Here is a 17,773-nt window from a genome sequence, read left to right as displayed (position 1 = left end):
GACCGGGGGCGGGTTACGGTGACCGCATGCGATTCGGGGTGCTGGGGGAGACACGCGTACGGACCGATGACGACCGTCCCGTCCGCGTCCCGGAGCTGAAGGTGCGCGCCCTGCTCGCGTCCCTGCTCGTCGACGCGGGACGGCCCGTCGCCGCCCACCGCCTCATCGACGACCTGTGGGGCGAGGAGCCGCCGGGAGATCCCCTGCGGGCCCTGCGCGCCAAGGTCTCCCAGCTGCGCCGCGCGCTGGAGGACGCCGAGCCCGGCGGCCGTGCCCTGGTCGTCTCCCGGGCCCCCGGCTACCTGCTCGACGTGTCCGGAAGCGGCCTGGACGCCCGGGAGTTCCTGGATCTCGCCGAGCGCGCACGCGGCACGGCCGACCCGCGTGCCCGGGCCGGGCTGCTCGACGCGGCCCTGGAGCTGTGGCGGGGACCGGCGTTCGCCGACTTCGCGGAGGAGGCCTTCACCCGGGCCGCCGCGAACCGGCTGGAGGAGGAGCGGCTCGTCGTCCGCGAGGAGATCGCCGAGGCGCGTCTCGCGGCGGGTGATCATGCCCGACTCGCTGGTGAAATGGCCGAGTTGGCCGACCGGCATCCGTTGAGGGAACGCCTCCGGTCCGTCCAGTTCCGCGCGCTCTACCGCGCGGGCCGCCAGAGCGAGGCGCTGGCGGGGTACGAGGACCTGCGGACCCGTCTCGCGGAGGACCTGGGCCTGGATCCGAGCCCCGAACTCGTCGCCCTGCACGGGGCGATGCTGCGCCAGGACCCGGAACTCGCCGCTCCGGGCGGGACGGAGGCGGTCGCGGTCGCGGCCGCGACCGCTTCCGCCCCGGGCACCGGCGTCCCCGCCCCGGGCCCCGCCGCTCCCGTCCCCGGAACAGGCAACCTCCCCGTGTCCCTCGGCGGGATCGTCGGGCGTGCCGGGGCCGTCGCCGAGGTGCGGGAACTGCTCGGCACGCGCCGGCTCGTCACGCTCACCGGGCCGGGCGGGGTCGGCAAGACGCGGCTCGCCGTGGAGGCCGCGCGGCAGGTGCGGGGGAGCTTCCCCGACGGCAAGTGGCTGGTCGAACTCGCCGGAGTCCGCGGCGACCTGGCCGAGGTCGTCGCGGCCGCCACCGGCCTCCGGGACGACGGCGTCTGGGGCGTGCTCCCCGAGGAGGAGCGGCGGCTCGGGTCCGCCGAACGGCTCGCCGGCGTACTGCGCGGCAAGCGGATGCTCCTCGTCCTCGACAACTGCGAGCACGTGATCGACGAGGCCGCCGTACTGACCGAGCTGCTGCTCCGCACCGCCCCCGGACTCGTCGTCCTGACCACCAGCCAGGAGGCCCTCGCGCTCGCGGGCGAGACCCTCTGGCCCGTTCCTCCCCTCGCACCCGGCGACGCCGCCGAGCTGTTCGCCGCCCGGGCCGCCGCCGCGGCCCCCGGGTTCGTCCTCGACGGGACCACCGCCGACGCCGTGGCCGGCATCTGCCGCCGGCTCGACGGCATCCCGCTCGCCCTGGAACTGGCCGCGACCCGGGTCCGGGCGCTCGGCGTGCACCGGTTGCTCGAACGGCTCGACGACCGGTTCCGGCTGCTCGGTGCCGGCCGGCGCGGCGTTCCCGCCCGGCAGCAGACCCTCCGTGCCGTGATCGACTGGAGCTGGGAGCTGCTCTCCGAGCCCGAGCGAACGGTCCTGCGCCGGCTCGCCGTCCACGCCGAGGGCTGCACCCCGGAGGCCGCGGAGGAGGTCTGCGCGGGGGGCGACGTCGCGGCCGAGGACGTGCTCGACCTGCTCGTACGGCTCGTGGACCGCTCTCTCGTCTCCGTGGCCGAGACCGGCGGAGGGCCGCGCTACCGGCTCCTCGAATCCGTCGCCGCCTACTGCCAGGAACGCCTGCGGGACGCGGGACGGGACGAGACGCAGGCGGTACGGACCCGTCACCTCGCGTACTACACGGGCCTCGCCGAGACCGCCGAACCGGCGCTGCGCGGGCCGCGGCAGAAGGAATGGCTGGAGCGGCTCGACACGGAGAACGCCAACCTCCGGCGCGCGCTCGACGGCGCGCTGACGGAGGGCGAGGGGGAGTACGCGCTCCGGCTGGTCGACGCGCTCGCCTGGTACTGGATCCTGCGCGGCCGACTCGGCGAGGCGCGCCGCTCCACCGAAGCGGCGCTCGCCGCCCCGGGTGCCGGGCCGGAGCGGCGGGCCCGGGTGACGACCTGGCACGTCGGGATCACCGTGCTCACCGGGGACGGCGAGGACCGTGCCGGGCGGATCGAACGGGCGCTCGGCGCGTACGCGGCGGACGACGCCGCCGGACGCACCTGGGCGCGCTGGTTCCTGGCCCACGCGCTCAGCGGCACCGGCGACCCGTCGGAGGGCGAGGCCCTGACAGCCCTGGCCCTGGAGGGCTTCCGGGCCCTCGGGGACCGGTGGGGCGAGGCTGCCGCGCTGTCCGACCGGTCCGTGCAGCGGCTCCTCAAGGGCGACCCGGCGGGGGCGGAGGCCGACGGGGCGCGGGGCGCGGAGCTCTTCGGCGAGGCCGGCGACGCGTGCGGCCGGCTGTGGTCGGTGTACCCGCTGGCCGCGGTCGCCGAGATCCGCGGCGACTACGACCGGGCGGTCCGGCTCCAGCGCGAGGGGCTCGCGACGGCGAGGGAGTTCGGCCTCTCGACGCGGGCGGCCGACCTGTTGTCCGGGCTCGGCCGGCTGGCGCTGCTCACCGGCGATCCGGAGCGGGCCCGCGCGTACCACGGGCGCTCGCGCGCCGAGGCGGCCCGGCTCGGTTTCCGCGCGGGCGAGGTCAACGCGATCCTCGGCCTCGGGCTCGGCGCCCGCCGGGAGGGGCTGCTCGACGAGGCGGAGGAACGCCTGCGGGAGGTCCTGGACTGGCACCGCAAGGTCGGCCTCGACGGCGCGAACGCGCTGGTCCTCGCGGAACTCGGGTTCGTCGCGGAGCTGCGGGGCGACGCCGAGGGAGCACGGGAGCGGCACGAGAAGGGGTACGCGACGGCGCTGACGACCGGGGACCCGCGGGCCGTCGCGCTGGCCCTGGAGGGACTGGCGGGCGCCCACGCCCTGGCCGGCCGTGCCGAGGGGGCGGCCGTGCTCCTCGGCGCGGCGGCGGCGCTCCGGACCGCCACCGGCGCCCCGCTGCCGCCCGCGGAGCGCCGGGACGTGGCGCGGGTGGAGGCGACGGCGCGGAAGGCCCTGGGGCCCGACGCCTTCGCCACGGCCTTCGCCCGGGGCGGAACCCTTCCGCCGGAGGCGGCGGTCGGGACGATCCCGGCGCACGGGCGGTGAAGACGTCCGGGCGAAGGTCCCCGAAGGTCCCCGAAGGCGTCCGGGCGGGACGGACGGCCGTCCCGCGCCGTGACCCCGATCCGTGTACCGCTCATATACTCGCTCTCGTGCCCACCCTCACCCTCCGGCGTGCCACCGCCGACGACTCCCGGCGGCTCACCCGGCTCATCCGGAGATCAGCCGCCTACCGCGGGGACTACGCGACCATGGTCGACGGGTACGTCGTGGGCGCCACCTACATCGAGCACCACACCGTGTACGTCGCCGCCGACGAGGACGGGCGCGTCCTGGGCTTCTACGCCCTCCTCCTCGACGAGGCCGAGCTCGACCTCGCGTTCGTCGCCGACGGGTCCCAGGGGCTCGGCATCGGGCGGCTGCTCATGGAGCACATGACCGGGCAGGCCAGGGCCGCCGGGCTCGGCGCCGTGAAGGTCGTCGCGCACCCGCCCGCCGAGGAGTTCTACCTGCGCACCGGCGCCGTCCGCACCGGGGCCGTCCCGCCCTCCGGCCGCATCCACTGGGAGCGCCCCGAGCTGCGGTACGACGTCGCGTGACCGCCACCGACGCACGCGAGCAGGAGCAGGCACGGGAGCGCCGGCGGGTCTTCGCCGACCTCACCCCGCTGCGCACCTCCGCCGACTACCGCCGCCTCTGGTTCGGAAGCACCGTCTCCTGGGTCGGACAGGGCATGACCGCCCTCGCGGTCTCCCTCCAGGTGTACGACATCACCGGCTCGCCCTTCTCCGTCGGCCTCGTCGGGCTCTTCTCCCTCGTCCCGCTCGTCGTCTTCGGCCTGTACGGCGGCGCGATCGCCGACACCGTCGACCGCCGCAAACTGGGCCTCGCCAGCGCGACGGGCTCCGCCGTGCTCTCCGTGGCCCTGGCCGGCGCCGCGTTCGCCGGCTTCCACCGCGTCTGGTTCCTGTACGCGATCGTCGCCCTCCAAGCCGTGTGCGCCGCGCTCAACTCGCCCGCCCGCAGCGCGATGATCCCCCGGCTCCTGCCGCCCGAGCAGCTGCGCGCCGCCAACGCGCTCAACTCGATGGTCATGACCTTCGGCACCCTCGTCGGGCCCAGCCTCGGCGGTCTGATCGTCGGGCTCGCCGGCTACCAGACCGCCTACCTCGTCGACGCCGTCGCCTTCACCGCGAGCCTGTACGCGATGTGGCGGCTGCCGTCGATGCTCCCGGACCGCAAGGGGACCGAACCGGCCTCGGTCCTCGACGGGCTGCGCTTCCTCGCCACCCGGCCCAACCTGCGCATGACGTTCTTCTCCGACTTCTGCGCGATGATCCTCGCCCACCCCCGCGCCCTCTTCCCGGCCGTCGCCGTCCTCTGGTACGGCGGGGACGCGAAGACCGCCGGACTCCTCGTCGCCGCGCCCGCGTTCGGGGCGCTCCTCGGCGGGGTCCTGTCCGGCTGGCAGGGCCGGATCCGCCACCACGGGCAGGCGATCCTGATCGCCGTCGCCTGCTGGGGCACCGCCATCGCCGTCTTCGGACTGACCCGGAACCTCTGGCTCGGACTGCTGTTCCTCGCCCTCGCCGGCTACTCCGACACCGTCTCGATGATCTTCCGGAACACGATGATGCAGGTCGCCGCCCCGGACGAGATGCGCGGCCGGCTCCAGGGCGTCTTCATCGTGGTCGTCGCGGGCGGCCCCCGGCTCGGGGACTTCCTCGCGGGCTCCGTCGCGGGCCTGACCTCCCCGGCCGTCGCGATCACCGGCGGCGGGATCGCCTGCGTCGTCGCCGTCGGACTGCTCGCCCTGTACGGGCGCGGATTCCGCCGCTACGACGCCCTCGACCCGACCCCGTGAGCCGCACGGGATCCGCGGGTTCCACGGGTTCCACGGCCTCCGCGAGCTGTGTGCGCTCCGGGGGCGACCTCCCCGAACGGCCCGGCCCGTCCTGGCGGTTGGCCGCCACGGCACATAACCGCCAGGGGTGACAGGAGTCAACTGCCGTGCGATGAGCCAAGACTCCTCGCGGCACCCGGAAACACCCCCGACCCCGGGGCCGCGAGGAGCACTCCGCCGATGTCCACACCCATCGCCAGAGGGAGGGCCGGGCTGCTCGCCGCGGGCATCTCCCTCGTGATGCTCTCGGCCGGGCAGACCGCCGCCGCCGGGACCACCGCCTCCGCCCCGCCGGACACCTCCGGGGCGCCCGCGACGAGCAGCACCGTCACCCTCGTCACCGGCGACCGCGTCACCCTCACCGAACTCGGCGACGGGCGGCGGACCGTCACCGTCGACCGGGCGAAGGGCGCCACCGGCGCGATACGCACCCGGACCTCGAACGGCCGGATCACCGTGATCCCCGACGAGGCCCGCCCCCACCTGGCCTCCGGCGCGCTCGACCCGCGCCTCCTCGACGTCACCGGCCTCGTCGAGCAGGGCGTCACCGGTGAACTCCCCCTGATCGTCACGTACGGCGGCAAGAGCACCCGGAGACCGGCCGCCGCCCCGCGCGGCGCCGAGACCGTCCGCGCCCTGCCCAGCATCGGCGGCGCCGCCGTCACGGCCACCGACCCCGCCGCCTTCTGGCGGGCCTTCACCGCACCGGCCGCCCGGAGCACCGCCGCCGCACCCGCCAAGGTCTGGCTCGACGGCCGCGTCCGGGCCGCCATGGCCGACTCCAACGCCCAGATCGGCACCCCGGAGGCCTGGGAGGCCGGGCTCACCGGCAAGGGCGTCAAGGTCGCCGTCCTCGACACCGGCGCCGACCTCGCCCATCCCGACCTCGCCGGCCGGGTCGCCGAGTCGAAGTCCTTCATCGAGGGCGAGGAGGTCGCCGACCGCAACGGCCACGGCACCCACGTCGCCTCCACCGTCGGCGGCAGCGGCGCGGGCTCCGACGGCGAGGAGAAGGGCGTCGCCCCCGGTGCGACCCTCGCCGTCGGCAAGGTCCTCAACGACGCCGGCTCCGGCACCGAGTCGCAGATCATCGCCGGCATGGAGTGGGCCGCCGAGGACGTCGGCGCGAAGATCGTCTCGATGAGCCTCGGCTCCCGCGAACCCAGCGACGGCACCGACCCGATGGCCCGCGCCGTCGACGCCCTCTCCGCCGAGACCGGCGCCCTCTTCGTCATCGCCGCCGGCAACTCCGGCGCCCCCGGCTCCATCGGCTCGCCCGGCGCCGCCGACTCCGCGCTCACCGTCGGCGCCGTCGACTCCGACGACCGCGCCGCGTACTTCACCAGCCAGGGTCCCCGCCACGGCGACCAGGCCCTCAAGCCCGACCTGTCGGCCCCCGGCGTCGGCATCCTCGCCGCCCGCTCCCAGCTCACCCCCGGCAGCGGCCTCTACACCTCGATGAACGGCACGTCCATGGCGACCCCGCACGTCGCCGGCGTCGCCGCCCTCCTCGCCGAGCGGCACCCCGACTGGACCGGCGCCCGCCTCAAGGACGCCCTGATGTCCTCCTCGAAGCCGCTCGACGCCCCCGCGTACGCGCTCGGCGCCGGCCGGGTCGACGTGCCCGCCGCGATCTCCGCGGACATCACCGCCACCGGCTCCGCCGACCTCGGCTTCACCTCCTGGCCGTACGAGGAGAACGAACCGGTCACGAAGACCGTCACCTACACCAACTCCTCCGACGCGCCGGTCGAGTTGAGCCTCGCCGTCGAGGGCATGCCCGCCGGGGTCGCCGCCCTCGCCGACACCGCCCTCACCGTCCCCGCCCACGGCACCGCCTCCACCACCGTCACCGGCGACGGCACCGAGGCCCCCGTCGGGCAGTCCTCCGGCCGGATCACCGCCACCGCCGGCGGCGCGCCCGTCGCCCGCACCGCCCTCGGCCTGGTCAAGGAGGAGGAGCGCCACACCCTCACCGTCCACGTCAAGGACCGCGACGGCGCCCCCGCCCCCGCCTCCCTCGGCGTGCAGCGGCTCACCCCGGGCGTGGACCCGTTCCCGGCCGCCGTCGGCGAGTCCGGCACCCTCGCACTGCGCCTCAGGCCCGGCACGTACACCGTCGACACCTTCCTCGACGTGCGCGGCTCCCACGGCGCGGACTCCCTGGGCCTCGGCTTCCTCACCGCGCCCGAGATCGTCCTCGACCGGGACCGCGAGATCACCCTCGACGGGCGGCGGCTGCGCGAGATCCGCGCCGAGGTCGACCGGCGGACCGAGACCCGGCAGCTCCTCATGGAGTTCGACCGCAAGGCGAACGGCGCCTCCTACGGCGGAGCCGTCCAGGTCCCCCCGGCCTACGACTCGATCTTCGCCGCGCCCACCCGGAAGCCCGCCACCGGCACCTTCGAGTACCGGACCGTCTGGCGCCTCGGCAAGCCGCTCCTGGAGGCCTCCGTCGACGGCGCCCGCCTCTCCGGCGCCACCCCGCAGGCCGGCACCGCCCTGCTGGAGGGCGGCCACCGCCTCGGCCTCGTCGACGCGGGCGACGGCACGCCCGGCGCGTACAAGGGCAGGAACGTCACGGGCAAGGCCGTCCTGGTCCGGCTCGCCGACGGCGCCGACCCCGTCCGGCTGGCCCAGACCGCCCAGGACGCGGGTGCCAAGGCCCTGTTCGTCACCGACGACCGGGCCGGCCGCCTGATGAAGTGGTTCGGCACCGCCGACTACCAGGACCGCCCGCTCGCCGTCGCCACCGTGAACGCGGCCGACGCCCGGGCGGCTCGCCACCGCCGCCGCCCGCGGCAAGCGCGTCGACCTCACCGGCACCCGCTTCACCCCGTACACCTACGACCTCTCCGAGGGGCACCCCGGCGCCATCGGCGAGGACCTCGTCTTCCAGCCCGGTCGCAAGGACCTGGCCACCCTCTCCACCACCTTCCACGCGCCCACCGCACGGAAGGAACCGGGCGGCGAGTTCCGGTACTCGATCACCGACACCTTCCCGATCGGCTTCGGCTTCAAGGAGTACGTCGCCTTCCCGGCCGAGCGCACCGAGTACGTCTCCACCGGCACCGGCCAGTACTGGCACGAGTCCGTCGACCTCGGCGACTCCCTGGAACAGCGCGGCGGCCGGTCCGCCCACCAGGGCGGCAGCCGCGCCGACCTCGACTGGTTCGGCCCCGTCTGGCACCCGTGGCTGGGCACCGGCCTCGGCTGGGGCCAGCAGCGCACCGGCAACGACCTGCGGTTCAACACCCCCGGCTGGGGCGACTCCGGCACCGACCACACCGGCTTCGGCAACGTGTGGAACGACGACTCGATGACCCAGTACACCGAGGTGTACGTCGACGGCGTCCGCGTCGACCGCAAGACGGGCTCCGGCGCCTACGCCTGGGACGCCCCGGCGCGGGAGGCGGAGTACCGGGTCGTCACCGACACCGCGCTCGACCGGGACCGCTGGCGGCTCGGCACCGAGGGCCACAGCGAGTGGACCTTCCGCTCCGCCGAGACCCCGTCCGACCGGGTCACCTACCTGCCGATGCTCAACCTCGGCTTCGACCTGGACACCGACCTGAACGGCGACGTCCGCGCCGGGGGCCGCCTGCCCGTCGGGATCTTCGCGGAGTACGTGAAGGGCGCGACCGGCACCGGCACCCTCCGCACCGGCACCCTGGAGGTCTCCTACGACGAGGGGAAGACCTGGCGGAAGGTCGCCCTGAAGAAGGACCGCCACGGCGCCTCCTGGACCGGCGAGCTGCGGATCCCGCACGGCGCCGGCTCCGTCTCGCTGCGGGCCGGCGCGGGCGACGACCGGGGCGGCTCGGTCACGCAGGAGCTGATCCGGGCGGTGGGCGTGAGGTAACCGCCCGGACGGAACACGGGGCCGGGTTCCCTCCGGGGGCCCGGCCTCCTCATGCCCGCCCCGCCGCCGACAGCGCCTTCTTCAGGACCTTCCCCATGTCGTTGCGCGGGAGGGCCTCCAGATAGCGCACCGTCCGGGGCCGCTTGTGCGGGGCGAGCAGCCCGGCCACGTGGTCCGCGAGCTCCGACTCCGCCGGCGGCTCCTCCGCGTCGGCGGGCACCACCCAGGCCACGATCCGCTCGCCCAGGTCCGGATCGGGCTCGCCGGTGACGGCCGCCTCCCGCACCCCCGGATGGTCCAGGAGCGCGTTCTCGATCTCGCCCGCCCCGATCTTGTAGCCGCCGCTCTTGATCAGGTCGGTCGCCCGGCGGCCCACCAGGCGCACCGTCCCGTCGGCCTCCCGCACCGCCATGTCGCCGGTGCGGAACCAGTCCCCGTCGAAGGCCGCGGCCGTCGCCTCCGGCCGGTTCAGATAGCCGGAGAACAGGTTCGGCCCGCGCACCTGCACCTCCCCGACCGTCTCCCCGTCCCGCGCGCCGAGCACCGAGCCGTCCTCGTCCGCGAGCCGCAGCTCCACGCCCGGCAGCGGGGTCCCGACCGTCCCCGGCCGGGGCTCTCCGCCCGGCCGCACGCTGGTGTTCATCAGGGTCTCGGTCATCCCGTACCGCTCCACGACCGTCCGGCCCGTCGCCGCCGCGATCCGCTCGTGGTCGTGGACCGGCAGCGCCGCCGAGCCCGAGACGAGCAGCCGCGCCCCGGCCAGCGCCCGGACCAGCCCCTCGTCGCCGGAGAGGGCGTCCGCGAGCCGGTGGTACATGGTCGGCACCCCGAACAGCACCGTGCCGCCCCCGGCGCCCAGCTCCCGCGCCACGCCCTCCACCGAGAACGCGCCCAGGTGCCGGACCTCGCCGCCCCGCCGCAGCGGACCCAGGATCCCGAGGACGAGCCCGTGCACGTGGAACAGCGGCAGCGCGTGCACGAGGACGTCGTCGGACGTCCACGCCCAGGCCTCGGCGAGCGCGTCCAGCGAGGCGGCGACCGCCCGGCGGGAGAGCAGGACGCCCTTGGGCGGGCCCGTGGTGCCGGAGGTGTAGACGACCAGGGCGGGGGACTCGGGGTCGGTCTCCTTCTCCCCGGCCCGCGGGAGGGGGCCCGGGTCGTCGAGCCCCACGTCGATCCGGGGGAGCGCCGCGAGCCCCGCCGGCAGGACGTCCCCGGGGGCCGCGAGCACCGCGCCGGGCGTGCTGTCCCCGAGGATGTGCGCCAGCTCCCGCTCGCCCGTGCGCGGATTGAGCGGCACGGCGGGGACGCCCGCGAGGAGGGCGGCGACCACCGCGACCGCCGTGCGCGCGGTCGGCGCGGCCCAGACGGCCACTCGCTCCAGGCCGTCGAGCCGGGCGGCCAGGGCGCCGGCGGTCCGCGCCAGCTCCCCGTACGTCAGCGCGTCCGCGCCGCAGCGCAGCGCGGGCCGGTCGGAACGGGCGGCGACGGCGGGAAAGAGAGCGCTCACCGGTCGTCCTCCTCGGGTCGGGGCGAGGGGTCTCGCCAAGGATCGTCGGGAGCAATCCTGCCCACACGCCGAAGCCTTTCCCGGGCCCCTGCCCCGAGCTTCCCCCGACGTTCCCCCGAGACCGCCTCAGGGACGGTCGCCGAGAGCCCCTCAGGGACGGCCCGCCGCCGAGGCCTTCTCGGGTCGGGAACGGCCCGCCGAGAACGCTTCAGGGACGACCCGCCCCCGAGGCGTCCTCCGGAACGGCCCGCCGCCGAGAGCCCCTCAAGGGCGGCCCGCCGCCGTCCTCACCGGCTCGGGCTCCGGCTCCTCGCCGCCCGGCCGGATCCCGCGCATCCGCCCGTACGCGTACACGCAGCCCGCGAGCGCCAGGTCGGAGAGGAGCATGAACCCGATCGAGTACGAGTCCTTGGCGCTGTAGATCGCGCCCATCACCAGCGGCGGCAGGAAGCCGCCCAGGCCGCCCATCGCGCCGACGATGCCGGTCACGCTGCCGACCTTGGCCTGCGGGGTGACCTGGGAGACCAGGGCGAAGACCGAGCCGCTGGACGTGCCGAGCCCGGCCGCCATCACCAGGAGGGCGATCGTGCCGCCCGGGTACAGCGGCGGGTCGAAGGCCTGGACGATCGCGAACAGGGCGGCCGTGCCGAGCGCGGCGGCCGTCACGAGCGCCGGGTGGAACCGGTCCGAGAGCCAGCCGCCGATCGGCCGGAAGACGACGGTGACCAGGGCGAAGCCGGCCGCCTTGGTGCCCGCGTCCGTCGGGTCGAGCTCGTACCAGGTCTTCAGGTACGTCGGCAGGTACACGCCGAACGCCACGATGCCGCCGAAGCCGATCGCGTACAGCGCCGACAGCTCCCACGTCACCCGCAGCCGCGCCGCCGAACCCAGCCGGGTCGCGAGCGACGCGGTGGGCACGGGCCGGTCGGGCCGGTCGGTGATGAGGAAGAAGGCGAGCACCGCGTACGCGGCGAGCGCGATCGCCACCACGAGGAACGGCAGGTTCTCGCCGTGCTTCGCGATCCGGGGCGTGAAGTAGCCGGAGAGCGCCACGCCGCCCATGCCCATGCCGAACACGCCGAGCGCCAGACCGCGCTTGGCGGGCGGGAACCAGGAGTTGACCAGCGGGATGCCGATCGCGAACGTGGTGCCGCCCAGGCCCAGGAGGAAGCCGACGACCAGCAGCAGGCCGTAGTTGTCCTTGACCACCGTGAGCAGCAGCACGGGGACGATCGTCAGCGCCGAGAACAGCGGGAACATCATCTTCGCCCCGTACCGGTCCGTCAGCGCGCCGGCCGGGACGCGACCGATCGAGCCGACCAGGACGGGCACCGCGACGAGCAGCGACTGCTGGAAGGAGCTGAGGCCGAGCCGGTCGCCGTACCAGCTCGCGAGCGGTGCGATCAGGTTCCACGCCCAGAAGGTGAGCGTGAAGCCGATGGTGGCCATCACCAGATTGCGGTAGGCCGCCGTGGTAGGGGGCTTGGTGTCGGTGTCCACCCCTCCAGTCAAGATCCCGGCCGGGGGCACGGCGCGCCGGACTGCTCCGTACGGGGAGGTCCCGCGCCCGCCTCAGGGCCAGGTCACCACGGTCGGCGGGGTCCCGTCGTCCTCGACCCGCAGCCGGACGCCCCCGTCCCCGGCCGTCACCCCGACGGCGACCGCCCCGATCCCCGGCCGCCGGTGCGCCGCCGCGAGCGCCCCGCGCAGGACGCCGAGCAGCCTTCCCTCCGTCGCCTCGTCGACGAGGGCGTCGACCGCGCCGGAGAAGCGCACGGACGGCTGGAAGCCGAGCAGGACCGCCGCCCCGCCGGTCTCGCGCAGCACCCGTCCCCGGAAGGTCGTCGGCGCGTCCGCCGGGGGCTGCTGGAGCGCGAAGATGGCCGTGCGGACCTCCTGGATCGTGGAGTCCAGCTCGTCCACCGCCCGGCCCAGCAGCGCGTTCTCCTCGGAGGGGTCCGCCGCCCGCCGCCGGGTCGACTCCAGCATCATCTCCGTGGCGAACAGGCGCTGGACGACCAGGTCGTGCAGGTCACGGGCGATCCGGTCCCGGTCCTCGCACACCGCGAGCCGCTCCCGGTCGTGGCGCGCGTCCGCGAGGACGAGCGCGAGGGCCGCCTGCGAGGCGAACTGCGAGGCGAGCAGCCGGTCCACCGCCGAGTACGGCCGGTCGCCGCGCCGCCGGGGGAGGGCGAGGGTGCCGATGAGCTTCCCGCCGCTGCGCAGCGGCAGCATCATCGACGGGCCGAAACGGGACCGGACGTGGGTGGTCATCCGCGGGTCGGTCGCCGAGTCCTCGACGAAGACGGGCTCCCCGCCGAGGAGCTGGACGAGCACCGGGGAGCCGGGCGCGATCGTCGTGCCGATCAGGTCGCCCGGGTCGTCCCGGGTCGAGGCGGCGACGATCTCCATCCCGCCCTCGGGGGTGGGCTGGAGGACCACCCCGGCCGAGGCGCCCGCGAGGACGCGGGCCCGTTCGGCGACGGTCGTCAGGGCGTTCTCGGCGGACGCGCCGGTGAGCAGGGCCGTGGTCACCGCGGCCGCGCCCTCGATCCAGCGCTCCCGCTGCCGGGCCGTCTCGTACAGGCGGGCGTTGCCGATGGCGATCCCGGCCTGCGAGGCGAGGACCCGGAGCAGGGCGTGGTCCTCCTCGGTGAAGCGGCCCGAACGCTTCCCGGTGAGGCGGAGGTTGCCGAAGACCTCGGTGTGGACCCGGATCGGGACGCCCAGGAAGGCGTGCGTCTCCGGGGGGCCCTCGGGCGCGCCGGAGGAGCGCGGACCGGCGGCCGTCGGGTCGTCGGCCCGCGGCGGCCGCGGGTCCCCGGAGGGGAGGCCGGTGCCGCCGTCGAGGAAACCGGCGTCGCCGTCGAGGAAGCCGGTGCCGCCGTCGAGGAAACCGGCGTCGCCGTCGAGGAGGCGGCCGGCGCGCCGCCGCTCCTCCTCCGTCGTGCCGGCGGTGAAGAGTTCGGTGAGCCGGTGGCGCTCGGGGTCGACGACCCCGAGCGCGCCGCGGCGGGCGCCGATCAGCTCGGTGGCGGAGTCCACGATGTGCTGGAGCGTGGCCCGCAGTTCGAGGTCCGTACCGACGCTGAGGACCGCTTCGAGCAGCAGGGGGAGACGGGGCGGGTCCGCGTCCGGGCCTCCGGAGGAACCCTCGCCCCTACCCCCGGCCCTGTCCTCATCCATGAGCGTCATGGTCTCATTGTCGTACGAACGGGACCTTTTTGGCGTTTCGGGTACGCCGGAGGGTCACTCCTCCCCTTCCTCCTCCTCGGCGAAGGGGTCCCGCACCGACAGCGGGTCCAGGACCATCGGCTCGACCCTGCCCTCCAGCATCGCGCCGAGGCCCAGGACCGCGCACACGTCCGGCCGTTCGGCGATGTGCACCGGCATCCCGGTCGCCTCGCGCAGCATCTGGTCGAGGCCCGGCAGCAGGGCGGAGCCGCCGACCATCATGATGCCCCGGTCCGCGAGGTCGGCCACCAGGTCCGGCGGGCAGTCCCGCAGCACCTTCCCGATGCCGTCGAGGACCGACGTCAGCGGGGTGTGGATGGCCTCCCGCACGGCGGCCGTGTCGACGGTCACCGAACGGGCCAGGCCCGTGGCGACGTCCCGGCCGTGGATCTCGGTCCAGGCCGGGCCCAGGGGCGTCAGGCCGTTGCCGCTGAGGGCCAGTTGCAGCGGACGCACCGACTGGCTCGGCAGCATCAGCTCGTGGTGGTGGCGCAGGTGCTGGATGATCGCGTGGTCGATGGCGTCACCGCCGATCGGCATCCGCTCCGCCGTGACGATCGCGCCGAGCGAGAGCACCGCGACCTGCGTGGTCGCCGCCCCGCAGACCATGATCATGGTCGCGGTCGGCTGCTCGACGGGCAGCCCGCAGCCCACGGCCGCCGCGATCAGGGTGTCGACCAGCTCGACCCGGCGCGCCCCGAGCCCCACGAGGGTCTCCACGGTGGCGCGCTGCGCCAGCGGGTCGCTGCCGTGCGGGGTGCACGCGGCCGCGCGCAGCCGGGGCTTGCGGCGCAGCTGCCGGCGCAGCTTCTCGCCCAGGAGGTGACGGAGCATCCGCTGCGCCATCTCGATGTCGACGACCGTGCCGCCCGAGACCGGGCGTACGACCCGGATGTAGTCGGGGGTGCGGCCGGTCATCTTCTCGGCCAGCTCGCCCACGGCGATCAGCGCGCCGGTACGGGTGTTGACGGCGGCGACGCTCGGCTCGTCGACGACGAGTCCGGCGCCCTTGACGAAGACCCGGGTGCGGGAGGCACCCAGGTCGACGGCGACATGGCAGCGGCGCAGCTGCTCAAGGCTGACGGTCATGGCGGATCCTCCGGAGTGCGGTGCCGGCACGTGCGAGGTGGTGCGCGGTCCTCTTCGCATCGTCGGGCCCTCCGGCCCCTGGCGCGCGCTGGGCTGCTCCGGCCGGGGTCCGAGAGGATCGGAGGTGGTTTCGGGGGCGTCCCCTCCGTGGCGGGGCTGCGTGGCGGGGCTGCCTGGTGGGACTCCATGGCGGGACTTCGCGGTGGGACTCCACGCCGAGGCTTCGCGGTGGGACTCCACGCCGAGGCTTCGCGGTGGGGTGAACCGTCCGCAGCCGGTCGGTTCCGGAGGGTCGGGAGGGAACCGGAGGCGATCCTTCCCGAAGCGGGAGAATCGCGACGCACCGCCGTCGACCTGCGGTTTCCTCACAGGATCCTCACGTTCGCGCCTATCTGACGGCGTGCCGGGCCGCATAGCCTGCGGGCCCCATGGACTACTGCCACGCGTGCCGGCGGCATCTCAACGGGGCCCTCGCCTGTGCCGGGTGCGGGACCCCCGTGGAGGAACTGCGGTACGAGACCCCCCGCGTCACCGCTCCCCGGCCGGCCCCGGCCGCGGCTCCCGAGCACGTCTACGAACTGGACGTCGTCGAGCAGCCCCGCCCGTCCGCCGGCGGCCGCCGCGCCGCCCGCACCGCCGCGCGGGGCCGTTCCGCGCGCCGGGGGAGGCGGTCGCGGACGCGCCGGGGCCGCACGGTCCTGCTGGGAACGATGGGCCTGGTGCTCGCGGCCGGCACGCTGAGCCTCGCGAAACTGGCCCTGGAGGAGCCGCCGCCGGGCGGCGCCGCCACGGCCGTCCAGGAGCTGGAGGTCACCGAGACCCCGCTGCCGCCCGACCCCGTCGAGACCACCGGAGCGCCGGACGGCTCCGGCCCGGCCCCGGTGACGGACGCGCCGGGCTCCGCGTCCACCCGTCCCCGCCAGGTCGGCGCGGACTCCACCGCCGGGACCGGCGCGGAATCCGCCGCGGGCGTCGGTACGGGACCGGGGGCGGTCAAGGGGACGGGACCCGGCTCCGGCCCCGCGCCCGGCCACGGCTCCGGTGGATCCGGCTCCGGCCCCGGTCCGGCCGCCGGTCAGGGCGGCGGCGCCCCGGCGCAGTCGCCGGACGCCACGGAGTCGGCCCCGCCGTCCGGCTCGCCCGACACGACCCCGTCCGCGGACGACCCGACGCCCTCCGGTCCGGGAGGGCCGGGGAACCCCGGAGAGCCCGGAAACCCCGGAAAGCCGGGAACGCCCACGCCTCCGGCCACCGGCCCCGCGCCGACCGTCACCCCGTCCCCGGAGCCGACGCCCACCTGCACCCGTTTCCTCTGGTGGTGCGTATAGGAGGACGGACGCGGGCCCCGGCCACGCCTTACGCCGGGGCGTCGCCCAGCATCCGCTTCAGCAGGTCCCGCAGCAGGGCCCGCTCGACCTCGGTCAGCTCGCCGAGCGGCTCGCGCGCGAAGTCGAGCGACTCGCGCAGTCGGCGGGCGACGGCCCGGCCCTCGTCCGTGGGCACGGCCAGCTTGACCCGCCGGTCCTCCGGGGCGGGCCTGCGCTCCACGAGGCCGCGCGCCTCCAGGCGGTCGACTATCCCGGTGATGTTGGACGGCTCGCACTTCAGCTTCTGGGCGATGCGGCGCATCGGCAGCGGTTCGAGCGAGAGCAGGCCGAGGACCCTGGCCTGGGCGCCGGTCAGCGTGTGCTGCGCGGCCGCCTGCTCGTACTCCTCGTAGTAGCGCGCCACGACCGTGCCGATCAGCTCGACGACTTCGAGGGTCAGGGGGTCCGTGCGTGAGGTGGCCATGGGGTCCATCCTACCCGGATACTTGACAACGTGAAATATCTAGGCGCATGGTTGTTTCAGGCAGTGAATCTTTTGTGACCTGAAGCTTTATGGAGGCCGTGCTCATGTCCGCTCTTCCCGCGTCCAGCCGTGAGTGGCACCTCGTCGCCCGTCCGCACGGCTGGCCCGTCCCCGCGGACTTCGCCCTGCGCGAGACCCCGGTCGCCGAGCCCGCCGAGGGCCGGATCCTCGTGCGCAACCTGCACTTCTCCGTCGACCCGTACATGCGCGGCCGGATGAACGACGTGAAGTCGTACATTCCGCCGTTCAAGCTCGACCACCCCATGGACGGCGGCGCGGTCGGCGAGGTCGTCGCCTCGAACGCCGAGGGCTTCGCCGTCGGCGACCACGTCCTGCACGGTCTCGGCTGGCGCGAGTACGCCGACGTGCCCGCCAAGCACGCGACCAAGGTCGACCCGGACCTCGCCCCCCTCTCCGCCTACCTCGGCGTGCTCGGCATGACCGGCCTCACGGCCTACGCCGGCCTCTTCGAGGTCGCCTCCTTCAAGGAGGGCGACGCCGTCTTCGTCTCCGGCGCGGCCGGCGCCGTCGGCAGCCAGGTCGGCCAGATGGCCCGCATCAAGGGCGCCTCCCGGGTCATCGGCTCGGCCGGCTCCGACGAGAAGGTCAAGTGGCTGGTCGAGGAGCTCGGCTTCGACGCCGCCTTCAACTACAAGAACGGCCCGGTCAAGGACCAGCTCCGCGAGGCCGCCCCGGACGGCATCGACGTCTACTTCGACAACGTCGGCGGGGACCACCTCGAAGCCGCGATCTCCTCGCTCAACGTGCACGGCCGCGCCACCATCTGCGGCATGATCGCCCAGTACAACGACACCGAGCCGGTCCCCGGCCCGCGCAACATGGCGCTGATCATCGGCAAGCGGCTGCGCCTCCAGGGCGTCCTCGTCGGCGACCACTACGACCTCCAGGAGCAGTTCGTCCAGGAGGTCGGCGGCTGGCTCGCCGCCGGCGAGCTGAAGCACCGCGAGACCTTCGCCGAGGGCATCGAGAACGGCGTGGACGCCTTCCTCGGCCTGCTGCGCGGCGACAACACCGGAAAGATGATCGTCTCGGTGTGACCCGCTAGGCTTCCCCCAGCCGTCGCG

Annotated in this window: 10 protein-coding genes and 1 pseudogene; 6 read left to right on the top strand and 5 right to left on the bottom strand. The window is 75.1% G+C overall.

Annotated elements, in window-relative coordinates:
- Positions 1-26: 26 nt before the first annotated feature.
- The 4 genes and pseudogenes from ADL08_RS26535 (at position 27) to ADL08_RS26520 (ending at position 9,004) form a co-directional block, all read left to right on the top strand.
- Complete coding sequence (locus ADL08_RS26535) at positions 27-3,284, top strand: BTAD domain-containing putative transcriptional regulator (protein ID WP_053647258.1); 3,258 nt, start codon at positions 27-29, stop codon at positions 3,282-3,284.
- Positions 3,285-3,391: 107 nt separating this feature from the next.
- Complete coding sequence (locus ADL08_RS26530) at positions 3,392-3,838, top strand: GNAT family N-acetyltransferase (protein WP_053647256.1); 447 nt, start codon at positions 3,392-3,394, stop codon at positions 3,836-3,838.
- Entirely contained in the window at positions 3,835-5,103 is a 1,269-nt protein-coding gene (locus ADL08_RS26525) for an MFS transporter (protein WP_053647254.1), read from the top strand. The genes ADL08_RS26530 and ADL08_RS26525 overlap by 4 nt, the downstream gene beginning before the upstream one ends.
- 219 nt (positions 5,104-5,322) lie before the next feature.
- A pseudogene (locus tag ADL08_RS26520) lies at positions 5,323-9,004 on the top strand (S8 family serine peptidase).
- Between the two features lie 49 nt (positions 9,005-9,053).
- On the opposite strand, the gene ADL08_RS26515 reads toward ADL08_RS26520, so the two are convergent.
- From ADL08_RS26515 to ADL08_RS26500, 4 genes are all read right to left on the bottom strand, one after another.
- Positions 9,054-10,514 (bottom strand): acyl-CoA synthetase, encoded by a 1,461-nt coding sequence (locus ADL08_RS26515; protein WP_053647252.1) that lies wholly within the window; start codon positions 10,512-10,514, stop codon positions 9,054-9,056.
- A 264-nt stretch (positions 10,515-10,778) separates the two neighbouring features.
- Positions 10,779-11,963, bottom strand: a complete 1,185-nt coding sequence (locus tag ADL08_RS26510; protein WP_078968128.1) for an MFS transporter — start codon at positions 11,961-11,963, stop codon at positions 10,779-10,781.
- 123 nt (positions 11,964-12,086) lie between these two features.
- Positions 12,087-13,709: a GAF domain-containing protein gene (locus ADL08_RS26505; RefSeq protein ID WP_078968122.1), complete on the bottom strand. Its 1,623-nt coding sequence runs from the start codon at positions 13,707-13,709 to the stop codon at positions 12,087-12,089.
- A 54-nt stretch (positions 13,710-13,763) separates the two neighbouring features.
- Complete coding sequence (locus ADL08_RS26500; protein WP_053647247.1) at positions 13,764-14,837, bottom strand: rod shape-determining protein; 1,074 nt, start codon at positions 14,835-14,837, stop codon at positions 13,764-13,766.
- Between the two features lie 428 nt (positions 14,838-15,265).
- Here ADL08_RS26500 and ADL08_RS26495 point away from each other — a divergent pair, with 428 nt between their 5' ends.
- Complete coding sequence (locus tag ADL08_RS26495) at positions 15,266-16,165, top strand: SCO2400 family protein (RefSeq protein WP_063885355.1); 900 nt, start codon at positions 15,266-15,268, stop codon at positions 16,163-16,165.
- Positions 16,166-16,193: 28 nt separating this feature from the next.
- Here the strand turns inward: ADL08_RS26495 and ADL08_RS26490 are convergent, their stop codons facing one another.
- Positions 16,194-16,628, bottom strand: coding sequence for a MarR family winged helix-turn-helix transcriptional regulator (locus tag ADL08_RS26490; RefSeq protein WP_053647243.1), 435 nt, complete (start codon positions 16,626-16,628; stop codon positions 16,194-16,196).
- Between the two features lie 104 nt (positions 16,629-16,732).
- On the opposite strand from ADL08_RS26490, the gene ADL08_RS26485 reads away from it, so the two are divergent.
- Positions 16,733-17,746, top strand: coding sequence for an NADP-dependent oxidoreductase (locus ADL08_RS26485; RefSeq protein WP_053647335.1), 1,014 nt, complete (start codon positions 16,733-16,735; stop codon positions 17,744-17,746).
- The last annotated feature ends 27 nt before the right edge of the window (positions 17,747-17,773 follow it).

The sequence above is a fragment of the Streptomyces sp. NRRL F-6492 genome (genome assembly GCF_001280125.1).
In the GTDB taxonomy this organism is placed as follows: Bacteria; Actinomycetota; Actinomycetes; order Streptomycetales; family Streptomycetaceae; genus Streptomyces.
The sequence above is the reverse complement of the archived record's forward strand: the minus strand, read 5'-3'. Positions and strand labels throughout refer to the sequence as shown.